This window comes from Pseudochrobactrum sp. XF203 (genome assembly GCF_020341615.1).
Taxonomy (GTDB): Bacteria; Pseudomonadota; Alphaproteobacteria; order Rhizobiales; family Rhizobiaceae; genus Pseudochrobactrum; species Pseudochrobactrum saccharolyticum.
In genome coordinates this window covers 721,917-733,345 of sequence record NZ_CP084392.1, presented here as the reverse complement: position 1 = coordinate 733,345, position 11,429 = coordinate 721,917, and the positions used below count along the sequence as shown (strand labels likewise).

The following is an 11,429-nucleotide window of genomic DNA, read 5'->3' as shown; positions in this document are numbered from 1 at the left end:
TTTACTTCGCCTGCCTGCTTAGTTCCTGCAAACGATCCTCTGCCTGTTCAGCCAGAATACGCTTCACTTCCGCAACCAGATCAGCTTCTTTGACAGTGATCTGCGCCGGACGGCTGGCGCGCCATTCCTCATTGCTTTCAATCTCGCCGGAAAGACGCTTGCCCTCGATCAGATCCTTGATCTGGATTTCGCCATTGGCACGTTCATCACCGCCCTGAATAATCGCAAGCGGCGCATTGCGGCGGTCCGCATATTTCAGCTGATTACCGAATTTCTTCCAGTTGCCCTGATACATCTCGGCGCGGATACCGGCATCGCGCAGATCCTGCGTGAATTTCTGATAGCGGCCGAGGCTTTCGGCATCACCATCCATCACCGTAATGACAACCGGTGCCATTGCATCTTCAGTGCCGAGCTTGCCGAGGTTTTTCAGCGCAGTCATCAGACGGGAAACGCCGATGGAGAAACCCGTTGCCGGAACCGGCTGGCCACGGAAACGCGACACCAGACCATCGTAACGACCACCGCCACCAACAGAACCGAAGACGACTTTTTCACCCTTTTCATTGGTGACATCGAATTGCAGTTCGGCCTCATAAACAGGACCGGTGTAATATTCGAGACCACGTACAACGGACGGATCAATTTTGACGCGACCGGCATAACCGCCTGCATCAAATAAAATCTGCATCTGCGCGAGTTCTTCAACGCCTTCTGTGCCGCGGGCATTGCCTTCAACAACAGCACGCAAATTTGCGATGGTCTGCTGACCATCTTCCGCACCCGCAGCAGTAAAGTCGAGAACTTTGGCAATTGCCGCCGCATCCAGTCCTGCACCTTTGGTAAAGTCGCCGGATTCATCACGGCGGCCTTCACCGAGCAGCAGTTTCACGCCCTCTTCGCCAAATTTGTCGAGCTTGTCGATGGCACGCAGCACATTGAGGCGGCGTCCGGCATTTTCATCACCGGCCAGACCAATCGCTTCCAGCACACCGTCTAGAACCTTACGGTTATTGACGCGGATCATATAATCGCCGCGCTGAATGCCGAGACGCTCCAGCGTATCCGCTGCCATCATGCACATTTCCGCATCGGCAGACACGCCCGGCGCACCAACAGTATCAGCATCGAACTGCATAAACTGACGGAAACGGCCAGGGCCCGGCTTTTCATTGCGGAATACCCAGCCATTGCGATAGGTGCGGAATGGCAGCTGAATTTCATTGAAGTTTTCAGCCACATGACGCGCCAGCGGCGCAGTCAGATCATAGCGCAGCGACAACCATTGTTCATCATCATCCTGAAGCGAGAACACACCTTCATTCGGACGATCCTGATCCGGCAGGAATTTGCCCAGCGCATCAGTATATTCAACAAGCGGCGTTTCAATCGGATCAAAACCGTAGCGCTCATAAACCTCACGGATTGTCGCCAGCATTTTCTCAGCAGCACGCAGATCATGAGGCTCACGGTCCACAAAGCCGCGCGGCAACCGCGCTTTCATCTTCTCCGCTTTATTTGCCATGATACTGATCCGCTAAACTTGAGTTATCTTGAAGATTAAATGCCTTAATATGCTTGAAAGGCGCGTATGTTTCCTAACCGATCAGTTTGCATGCGGCAAGAGCAAGATCCGCGCAGAAACATATTATGCTGGCCGCACAAAATCCTGCCGCAAGCGCTCAATCACCGGGCGGCAATAACAACCTTCCAGATGATCATTCACCAACCCCATCGCCTGCATAAAAGCATAGACTGTCGTCGGGCCGACAAATGACCAGCCGCGCTTCTTCAGATCCTTGCTGATACGGGTAGAAATCTCGGTTAAAGGGTTCGCTTTATAGGCCGCCAGATCAAACCGTGCCGGCCGGTCTTTCGGCTGCGGTTCAAAGCTCCAGAAATAAGCGGCCAGCGAGCCCTTCTCGGCAATCAGATCAATCGCACGACCTGCATTATTAATCGCTGATTTGATCTTGCCGCGGTGGCGTACAATGCCCTTATCCTGCATCAGACGCTCAACATCTTCCTCAGTAAACTGCGTCATTTTATGAAAATCAAACTCTGCAAAAGCACGGCGGAAGTTTTCACGCTTACGCAGAATTGTCAGCCATGACAGGCCGGACTGAAAGCCCTCCAGACAGATTTTCTCGAAAAGACGACGATCATTATCAACCGGAAATCCCCATTCCGTATCATGGTAAAGCAGATAATCCGGCAAACCGCCATGCCAACCACAGCGCACACGCCCGTCTTCCCCCAAATGCAATCCTGCTTCCAGAACCGGTATATCCTGCGTCATTTTTCACCCGCGCCATATCTGCCCAAACCAACGAGTCTCTCTATAGCATATTTCATTTGACATGGAACAAAAAAAGAACATATCTTCCGTTTCAAGACAGAAAGCAGCCGCGAAACCCAACTCAGAATATTTACCTGCTGATAACCAAAAGAGAAAGTTTTCACCGCATTTGCACATCCGCAAGGCAGTGATTCACCTTTTCAAAAGGGTCAGGCATCACAGTCGAGGCAAAGGAATCTGCATGTCTCGCCTGCTGAACAGTGCATCACAGTTTCAGGCATGACTTCAACACAGGACGATCTGATGAAACCACGTCATCTGCTGCTGATCGCATCCATTACTGCTTTTGCCCTGTCCGCCATTTCAGCTGGCGGAGCATTTGCCAATGACCGTTATGCCACACCGCCGCCTCTGGTTCTCAGCCCTGATTTGAGTGCGCCCTGGGTCACTCAATTGCAGCCACAGCGCTATGCCACTCAGCTTGCGCCATCAAAGCCGCGTATCTACCGCAACAGCGGATCACAAGGCATTCAGGCACCTGCACAACGCTCCGCCACACGCCAGCAAGCACGCACAAAACAGAATAAAGCTCTGCAACGGAATACAACCTATCAGCAGGGTTCATTCATCCGCACCAGCGCGGCAGCTCCGCAAAATCCTGCAAAGGCTGCAGGCGGTATGAACCCGATCTATCTGCCGCAGGAAGTTGATTACTCAGCTTCCCATAAGTCCGGAACAATCGTGATCGATACGAAAAACAAGTTTCTGTATCTTGTCGGAGATAATGGCAAAGCCCGCCGCTACGGCGTAGGTGTCGGTAAAGAAGGTTTCAGCTGGAAAGGCACAGAAACCGTGAGCCGCAAGGCCGAATGGCCGACATGGCACCCGCCGAAAGAAATGATTGCCCGCGAGCGCAAGAAAGGCCGCATTCTTCCTGTCCGTATGGAAGGCGGCATCGCCAATCCGCTCGGCGCACGAGCGCTGTATTTAGGTAATACGCTCTATCGTATTCACGGCACCAATGCGCCGTCCACCATCGGGCGTGCAGTATCCTCCGGCTGTATCCGCATGCGCAATCAGGATGTGGAAGATCTCTATGAACGGGTGCCGGTGGGCACGAAAGTCGTCGTTCTCTGAATCTATCCTGAAGAGCAGAATAGGATTTCTGTTTAAACGCCTCCAAACCAGAAGCCCTGCATCAGACACTGATGCAGGGCTTTTCTATTCATCGCATGGCAAGTTGGGTTTTACTCGCATCTCGCCTCCGGCAGCCTGTCAGGCATTGCACGCGCAAGAAGAAATCTGTCCGGCAACAGACAGGCTTGTGAAAAACCACCCCCAAGAATTTATCGCTTTTGACATAAGCCGGTCTTGCAAAAACTGTAAGAACTGATTCAAGATTGCGTTCTGCAAAGTGCTTCGCCGGTTTATCCCAAATAATGCGATGAAATTACCGGCGCAAAAAACAGAAAAGGAATAAGGACATGACCGTAGCTGCGATCAAACTGAACGACGGCAACTCCATTCCGCAACTGGGTTTCGGTGTATGGCAGGTCAGCGATGAAGAAGCCGTCGCCAGTGTGACAACCGCACTTGAAACCGGCTACCGTCACATTGATACCGCCGCAATTTACAAGAATGAAAAAGGTGTCGGTCAGGCAATTCGTAATTCCGGCATCGCACGTCAGGATATTTTTCTGACAACGAAAGTCTGGAATGACGATCAGGGTTATGATTCCACCCTGAAAGCTTTTGATGCTTCGGCTGAGCGCCTCGGCACAGATTATTTTGATCTTTATCTCATTCACTGGCCAATGCCGAATAAAGATAAATTTCTTGATACATGGCGTGCACTCATCAAATTGCGTGAAGAAGGCCGTGTGAAATCAATCGGCGTTTCCAATTTCCGCACAGCTGATCTGCAACGTATCCTGCGTGAAACAGATGTTGTACCGGCCATCAACCAGATCGAGCTGCACCCTTATTTCCAGCAGGATAATCTGCGCCAGTTCCACCAGCAGCATAATATCGCTACAGAAGCATGGAGCCCGCTCGGACAGGGTAAAATTCTGGACAATCCGGTTTTGAAAGCCATTGCCGCCAATCACGGCAAATCTGTCGCTCAGGTCATTCTGCGCTGGCATCTGGATATCGGCAATGTTGTCATTCCGAAATCAGTCACCCCTGCCCGTATTAAAGAAAATTTTGAAGTCACAGATTTCAAGCTTCTGGGTATCGAGCATGACGAGATCAACAAGCTGGATGCTTCTGACGGACGTATCGGGCCTGATCCGACAACCTTCGGTTAATCTGTCATTTCGAAATATATTTTTCAAAAAATTTGCTTAATTATCAAAGCACTCGTATAAATTATACGAGTGCTTTATTTTAACATGAATAAATCAACAAAAACCTGATGTTGTCAAACTATTGATTTTATTTTTACTGAAAAACTAAATTAAAATATAAATATTTATCAAATTAATTAAATTTCTAAATACAAAAAGACATAAAATTAATTAACCAATACATCAAAATTGCAACTAATATTCACCATGACCCTTTTTATTACCTGCATTTTATTGCAGTATCCATTTATGGTTTTTTTCATATGATGAGTTATAAATTTCCAATAGAGAAAGGACGATTTTTTTCCGCCTGTTAATTTATTATATTTCCGGTTTTTTCTGAAATCAGATTATGAAAATTCCATGCAATTTTAAGAATTAAAACAGAGCCAAGTATAAATATATTTTATTCAATTTTTTAAGGTGAAAAATGTCAATTGTTGTCAATCTTGATGTTGTTTTAGCACGTAAAAAAATCCGCTCACGCCAGCTGGCGGCCGATATAGGCATTACGGAACCCAATGTATCCCTGCTCAAATCCGGCAAAGTGCGCGGCATACGCTTTGAAACACTGGCAAAAATCTGCCGTGTCCTTGAATGCCAGCCAGGCGATATTCTTGAATATCGCGATGAGGTTCGCACCCCGCATTAATGCAACCGGCGACTGACCACATATAGGACAGTTTAAAAATCAGACACACAAAAGCCGCGCGATCAGTGACCAGCGCGGCTTTTTTATAAGAAACCAATATTTCCCGTCAGAGAAACATCAGCTGATCCTGATTATTAATGATGGAAAGACGAAATGCCGTATCCGTCATTTGCAACTGCGCTGCCGCCGGTTTCAACGGAGAGCAGGCCCAATCCGGTAAACAGGATTGCAGACAACATAAGGACGGTCAGGAGCGTGGCGCTCTTTGCGGACATGGAAACAAGTCTCCCGGAAGCGGACTAAATTCAGCATGAACCGGCACATTGCATAAAGATGCACACGGACTCAGCATTGTTGAAAGGTGCTTCCAGATATAAGCAGCCGATCTTAACAGCAATAAAACATGCGCAAGATACACGCTAAAAACACATACAAAAATCAGTTTGATTTTCATTGTGGCAGATCAGCAACTGAAACGGCTCTGTGCAGTGTAAAAACCCGATCTCACTCAATCAAATAGTAACCATAGATCTTTACGCATAAGCAAAATACGCCGCCCAAGCTCCAAATTTCCGGCTGATCCACCGCAGTGAGTCTCTGTGACAAGCGCAATGACAGCGCCACAAATGGCCACTGCATTTCCTTTACCGAGGATTTCTCCGTCTATTTTGCTGCTCTGTTTTTAACATCAAGGTTACAGCGCTCTTTATCACTTGACCTGCCAGCCTTCTCTCTGCCATCCGTAGCCGATGCGCGCAAATTACAGAATGCAACGACTGCTTATTGACCTTCCCCTGCAACCGGATCACCTCATAGAGGCTCCGGCTGATATGGCACATTACCTGCTCAATGTTCTGCGCATGCGGGACGGCGATAAGATTTTGCTGTTCAACGGGCGGGATGGTGAATGGCTCGCACATATAGAGCAAACGGGCAAAAAACGCGTCTCTCTGCACCCTGCCGAGCAGACACGTCCGCAGCCGCCGGCATCTGATTTTCATTATTGTTTTGCCCCGCTGAAAACCGGCCGCATGGATTATATTATACAGAAAGCCGTGGAAATGGGCGCTTCCGTCTTACAGCCGGTTATCACCCAGCATTGCCAGATGCCCAAGCTCAACAGCGAGCGGATGCAGGCCAATATGCGTGAAGCCGCAGAACAATGCGGAATTCTCATCCTGCCGGAATACAGGGAGCCGTTGCGCTTTGATAAATTCATGGAGCAATGGGATGAGGCACGCGCACTGATATTCTGTGATGAGGCTGCCGAGGGCAACAATCCCCTGCCATTATTGACCGGCCTGAAAGGCAAGCCTGCCGGTGTTTTCATTGGTCCTGAAGGCGGCTTTTCAGAAGATGAACGTCAATATTTGCATAAGCAGGATTTTGTGACAGCGATTCCGCTTGGCCCCAGAATTTTACGCGCTGATACCGCTGCGGTAGCAGCCATGGCTGTGATTCAGGCAAGTATCGGCGATTGGCAGTAATCCTGTTATTTTATGCAGCACTCACAGCATAATTCCGGCAATAGCGCATTTTTTTCAGGGTTCTTCGCAACAGGACAAGGCTCAATTACGCGTCCTGTTATTATTCCAAATAATTATGTCCAATAATTCCACTTGCGTGTTGGATAAAAAAACGCCAATCACATATATGAATAGTGACAACTACAAAATAGGGTAATGCAAAGCATGGCTCGGGATACCACAGACGAAACAGCCATTTCCGGCATAGAGGAACTGGCTGAATATCTCGCAGAAGGCTGTAAGCCACAGGACAAATGGCGCATCGGCACTGAGCATGAGAAATTTCCCTATTATACCAAAGATAACAGCCCTGTTCCCTATGAAGGCACGCAAGGCATCCGCGCCATTCTGGAAGCGATGCAAAAGCGTCTTGGCTGGGATCCGATTATCGACGAAGGCAAACTGATCGGGCTGGTCAGCCCGCAGGGTCAGGGTGCAATTTCTCTGGAACCCGGCGGCCAGTTTGAGCTCTCCGGCGCACCGCTGCAGACCATTCATCAGACCTATGCGGAAGCCAGTCAGCATCTGGAAGATGTGCAGACAATTGCGGCACCGCTCGGCATCCGTTTCCTTGGTATGGGCGGCAGCCCGAAATGGACGCGTGCTGAAACGCCGGTTATGCCGAAATCCCGCTATGCCATTATGACAGCCTATATGCCTAAAGTCGGCAGTCAGGGGCTGGATATGATGTATCGCACCTCGACCATTCAGGTGAATCTCGACTTCGGTTCTGAAACGGATATGCGGCACAAGATGCAGGTCAGCATGAAGCTGCAATCTGTTGCGACAGCGCTTTTTGCTTCCTCGCCATTCACGGAAGGCAAAACAAACGGCCTGCAATCATGGCGCTCAGACATCTGGCGCGACACGGATAACAGACGTGCAGGTGTCCTGCCATTCGTGTTCTCAGAGCGCTTCGGCTTTGCGGATTATGTAGACTGGGCGCTGGATGTGCCGATGTATTTCATCATGCGCGGCGGCCACTATATTGACTGCACGCATATTACATTCCGCCAGTTTCTGAACGGCGCAATGAAGGATCATCCAACTGCCGGACAGCCTAATATGGGCGACTGGGCAAACCATATTTCCACACTGTTTCCGGAAGTCCGCCTTAAGCGTTTCCTCGAAATGCGTGGTGCTGACGGTGGCCCGTTGCCCCATATTGCAGCACTTTCCGCTTTCTGGGTTGGCCTGCTCTATGATCAGGATGCACTGAATGCGGCACTGGATCTGACAAAGGACTGGGATTTCGAGCAAGTGGTTGCAATGCGTAACGCTGTGCCAGCAAGCGGCCTTGCCACGCCATTCGGCAAGGGCAAAGTCGCAGATATTGCCGCACAGGCAGTCGCAATCGCGTCTCAGGGCCTTAAGAACCGTAAAAATACGGATGAAAACGACCGCGACGAGAGTATCTATGTTGAACCACTGGAAGCTATTGCCAAGTCAGGAAAACCATTGGCTGAGGTGATGCTGTCTCACTTTGACAGCAACTGGAACCAGTCTGTCGAGCCGGTTTTTAAGGCCTATTCCTACTAGAGCGCCGTGCGCCAGACCTGGCTCACAAAGGTCGCTCTAACACTTTAAACCAATCCAGGTTTAAGGAATTATGCTCTAATCGCCTTCATGAATAAAGAGCGGCTGCCTGATTCAAAAATGCAGCCGCTCTTTTTATTTTTGCAAATTGCACCTGACATTGTGTCAACATACACAATGATTTCCTTAACAAAGCTGAACAGGTCTTAATAAAAGCAAACCACAATATATTAAATTTGAATTATCTTATATTTATCCAAGTAAAGATGTTGAAAAACTGCAATAAAACTATTTGCCTTCATTAAGATATTCCATATGATTACCGGAACTTAACCGGAGCATGGCATGCAGACACTACTTGACCTGGATCAGTTGCGTACATTCCTGCTGATTGCCGAAACCGGTAGTTTCACCAAAACGGCTGACAGTGTTTTCCGAACCCAGTCTGCGATTTCCATGCAGATACGCCGCCTTGAAGAGCGTATCGGCAAGCCGCTTTTTGCCCGCGAAGGGCGTCATCTCCTGCTGACACCGCATGGCGAAAAACTGCTGAATTATGCAAGGCGCCTTATTGAGCTGAACAATGAAACGGTTGCCTCATTCCGCACTGATAAAATGAAGGCCAATATACGTATCGGCCTGCCCGATATTTATCTGGAACATATGGTGCAGGATGCTTTGCAGCCGATATTCCGTGATTATCCGGCTTTTGAAACCATTCTGCATTGTGAACCAACCGATGCATTGATCGACCATATCCGCCGCGGGGCACTGGATCTTGCCCTCATCACCCATAATACGGGACAAAAACGCTCGGAAGTTCTCAATACCAGCCGTTTTGTCTGGGCAACCTCAGCGGAAAACTCTCCGCATGAAGAGCCTGTTATACCGCTGGCAATGAACAAGACAAATTGCAGCTGGCGCAAAGTGCTGACGGATACACTCAACACGATACAGCGCGAATATCGTATCGTTTTATCCACATCCTCCGCCCGCTCCATCCTCATGGCGGTGCGTTCCGGCAGCGCAATCTCGATTCTGCCTGACAATATGGTGGGAAGCGGCATGCGCGTGCTCAATGAGGAAGACGGTTTCCCCAAACTACCGTCCTGCGCTTTGTCACTCATTCGCGCACAGGGTATTCATGCACCCGCCATTGATCTGATCGCCGGTGCCATTAAAACCAGTTTCCGAAAACCGATCCGCTTTTCAGAATAATCAAATCCATTTCCGGCAAAACTGTCTTCAGAACGCATTTGGGACTGATTGAATCAGATCGATGCTTTAACTCTTTATTGTAACGCGTATCTTATCCGAAAACCGTTTCACGCTGGACAACAGCAAAGTCTCTTGACCGCTAAGCCCATAAAATGGCCAATAGAGTCATGAGTTTTTTTCCAGATTCGCCCGACCGTCAGACAGAAAACAACGCGACCAATGTTGCGGAATATTCTGTATCGGAAATATCCGGTGCGCTGAAACGTACTGTTGAGGATACGTTCAGTCATGTGCGGGTGCGCGGTGAAATCTCCGGTTATCGCGGTCCGCATTCTTCTGGCCACGCTTATTTCGCCCTCAAGGATGAGCGTGCGCGGATTGAGGCTGTGATCTGGCGCGGCTCCATGAGCCGCATTAAATTCCGGCCGGAAGAAGGTATAGAAGTGATTGCCACCGGCAAACTCACGACCTATCCGGGTTCATCCAAATACCAGATCGTGATTGAGCAGATGGAGCCTGCCGGTGCCGGTGCACTGATGGCTTTGCTCGAAGAGCGTAAACAGCGGCTGGCACGTGAAGGGCTGTTTGATGCAAACCGCAAGCAATTGCTGCCGTTCATGCCCCGCACAATCGGCGTTATCACCTCTCCGACCGGTGCGGTAATCCGCGATATTATTCACCGGATTACCGACCGATTTCCTCTGCATGTACTGGTCTGGCCGGTTCGTGTGCAGGGCGAGACAACCGGAGAGGAAGTTTCCCGTGCCGTTGCCGGTTTCAACTCAGCCTATTTCGGCGAAGTGCTGCCCCGACCGGATGTGCTGATTGTTGCCCGTGGCGGCGGCAGTCTGGAAGATCTCTGGGGCTTCAATGATGAGAATGTGGTACGCGCCGTTGCGGCCTCCGATATTCCGGTTATCTCAGCCGTGGGGCACGAAACCGACTGGACACTGATAGACCTCGCGGCAGATATACGCGCCCCGACACCAACCGGCGCAGCAGAAATGGCCGTGCCGGTTCGGACAGATTTACAAGCGCAGCTTGCGTCTTACAGTGCACGACTGGCATCAGCCATGACACGGCTGATCGACAGGCGACGTGAATCCTATCGCGCTTTGCAAAGAGCATTGCCATCGACCGATCAGTTACTTGCCTTGCCGAGACGCCGCTTTGATGAAGCCGGTTCCAGACTGGGCCGTGCGCTGCTGGTCAGCACAGAGCAAAAACGTGCGCGTTTTGACGGATTGAAGCGCCACCTCTCCCCGCGCCTGCTCAATCAGCAAATCAGAGAGCGCCGCTTGCAGTTGCAACAGCTCAATCAGCGCCTGCCGAGAGGCCTGTCTCTCAAAACGCAGAACAGCCGCAACTTGCTGCGACAGACATCATCAAGACTGACCGGCGAGCTGATCCTGCGCCGCTCCCGTCAATGGGCGCTCAATATTGCCAATCTGCAACGACGCGGCGATCAGGCCATGCGTCATAGCCTGCAGAAATACCGTACCCGCAGTCTGGAACTGTCCCGACTGATGGAAACCTTGTCCCATACAAGTGTCCTCAAGCGTGGCTTTGCTATTGTGCTGAACGATCAGGGGCTGCCGGTTAAAGCAGCAGCGGCAGTGCAAACAGGCGAAAATCTGACACTGCGCTTTCATGACGGTGATCGCTCCGTCATTGCGGATGGTTCAGCGCCAGCTCCGGCAGTTCAGACACCAAAAATGCAATCTGCCGAACCACCTGCCAAAGACAAGAAAACTAAAGCTCCGCGTGCCAAAGACAGCGGTCAGGGAACACTTTTCTAAAATATATCCGGCATTCTATTCAGATTTATTTTTACTATTTCGCCCGTCACT

10 protein-coding genes are annotated in these 11,429 nt (G+C 50.1%); 7 read left to right on the top strand and 3 right to left on the bottom strand.

What is annotated here, in order from left to right; translation table 11 throughout:
* Window position 1 precedes the first annotated feature (1 nt).
* Both hisS and LDL70_RS03100 read right to left on the bottom strand, forming a co-directional pair.
* Complete coding sequence (gene hisS / locus LDL70_RS03105) at window positions 2-1,525, bottom strand: histidine--tRNA ligase (RefSeq protein WP_225686989.1); 1,524 nt, start codon at window positions 1,523-1,525, stop codon at window positions 2-4.
* A 123-nt stretch (window positions 1,526-1,648) separates the two neighbouring features.
* Complete coding sequence (locus LDL70_RS03100) at window positions 1,649-2,299, bottom strand: DNA-3-methyladenine glycosylase I (protein WP_225686987.1); 651 nt, start codon at window positions 2,297-2,299, stop codon at window positions 1,649-1,651.
* Between the two features lie 303 nt (window positions 2,300-2,602).
* Here LDL70_RS03100 and LDL70_RS03095 point away from each other — a divergent pair, with 303 nt between their 5' ends.
* The 3 genes from LDL70_RS03095 to LDL70_RS03085 all read left to right on the top strand — a co-directional run bounded on the left by LDL70_RS03095 (window position 2,603) and on the right by LDL70_RS03085 (window position 5,299).
* Window positions 2,603-3,436, top strand: a complete 834-nt coding sequence (locus LDL70_RS03095) for a L,D-transpeptidase (RefSeq protein WP_225686985.1) — start codon at window positions 2,603-2,605, stop codon at window positions 3,434-3,436.
* Between the two features lie 347 nt (window positions 3,437-3,783).
* Entirely contained in the window at window positions 3,784-4,608 is an 825-nt protein-coding gene (locus LDL70_RS03090) for an aldo/keto reductase (protein ID WP_022709446.1), read from the top strand.
* A gap of 469 nt (window positions 4,609-5,077) precedes the next feature.
* Window positions 5,078-5,299, top strand: a complete 222-nt coding sequence (locus LDL70_RS03085) for a helix-turn-helix transcriptional regulator (protein ID WP_022709447.1) — start codon at window positions 5,078-5,080, stop codon at window positions 5,297-5,299.
* Between the two features lie 134 nt (window positions 5,300-5,433).
* On the opposite strand, the gene LDL70_RS03080 is transcribed toward LDL70_RS03085, so the two are convergent.
* The gene (locus tag LDL70_RS03080; RefSeq protein WP_162994564.1) at window positions 5,434-5,574 is read right to left on the bottom strand and encodes a hypothetical protein; all 141 of its coding nucleotides are present in this window, start codon (window positions 5,572-5,574) and stop codon (window positions 5,434-5,436) included.
* Between the two features lie 474 nt (window positions 5,575-6,048).
* On the opposite strand from LDL70_RS03080, the gene LDL70_RS03075 reads away from it, so the two are divergent.
* The 4 genes from LDL70_RS03075 to xseA all read left to right on the top strand — a co-directional run bounded on the left by LDL70_RS03075 (window position 6,049) and on the right by xseA (window position 11,378).
* Window positions 6,049-6,786 (top strand): 16S rRNA (uracil(1498)-N(3))-methyltransferase, encoded by a 738-nt coding sequence (locus LDL70_RS03075; protein WP_225686983.1) that lies wholly within the window; start codon window positions 6,049-6,051, stop codon window positions 6,784-6,786.
* A 204-nt stretch (window positions 6,787-6,990) separates the two neighbouring features.
* Entirely contained in the window at window positions 6,991-8,364 is a 1,374-nt protein-coding gene (locus LDL70_RS03070) for a glutamate--cysteine ligase (RefSeq protein ID WP_225686981.1), read from the top strand.
* Between the two features lie 342 nt (window positions 8,365-8,706).
* Window positions 8,707-9,579, top strand: coding sequence for a LysR family transcriptional regulator (locus LDL70_RS03065; protein WP_022710512.1), 873 nt, complete (start codon window positions 8,707-8,709; stop codon window positions 9,577-9,579).
* Window positions 9,580-9,746: 167 nt separating this feature from the next.
* On the top strand, window positions 9,747-11,378 hold the full coding sequence (gene xseA / locus LDL70_RS03060; RefSeq protein ID WP_225686979.1) for an exodeoxyribonuclease VII large subunit: 1,632 nt from the start codon (window positions 9,747-9,749) through the stop codon (window positions 11,376-11,378).
* Window positions 11,379-11,429: the final 51 nt, after the last annotated feature.

Excerpts from the sequence above, each read along its gene's own strand:
- LDL70_RS03065 (WP_022710512.1), top strand. The coding sequence starts at position 8,707 with ATGCAGACACTACTTGACCTGGATCAGTTGCGTACATTCCTGCTGATT.
- LDL70_RS03095 (WP_225686985.1), top strand. The coding sequence starts at position 2,603 with ATGAAACCACGTCATCTGCTGCTGATCGCATCCATTACTGCTTTTGCC.
- LDL70_RS03080 (WP_162994564.1), bottom strand. The coding sequence starts at position 5,574 with ATGTCCGCAAAGAGCGCCACGCTCCTGACCGTCCTTATGTTGTCTGCA.
- LDL70_RS03070 (WP_225686981.1), top strand. The coding sequence starts at position 6,991 with ATGGCTCGGGATACCACAGACGAAACAGCCATTTCCGGCATAGAGGAA.
- LDL70_RS03085 (WP_022709447.1), top strand. The coding sequence starts at position 5,078 with ATGTCAATTGTTGTCAATCTTGATGTTGTTTTAGCACGTAAAAAAATC.
- LDL70_RS03100 (WP_225686987.1), bottom strand. The coding sequence starts at position 2,299 with ATGACGCAGGATATACCGGTTCTGGAAGCAGGATTGCATTTGGGGGAA.
- xseA (WP_225686979.1), top strand. The coding sequence starts at position 9,747 with ATGAGTTTTTTTCCAGATTCGCCCGACCGTCAGACAGAAAACAACGCG.
- LDL70_RS03075 (WP_225686983.1), top strand. The coding sequence starts at position 6,049 with ATGCGCGCAAATTACAGAATGCAACGACTGCTTATTGACCTTCCCCTG.
- hisS (WP_225686989.1), bottom strand. The coding sequence starts at position 1,525 with ATGGCAAATAAAGCGGAGAAGATGAAAGCGCGGTTGCCGCGCGGCTTT.
- LDL70_RS03090 (WP_022709446.1), top strand. The coding sequence starts at position 3,784 with ATGACCGTAGCTGCGATCAAACTGAACGACGGCAACTCCATTCCGCAA.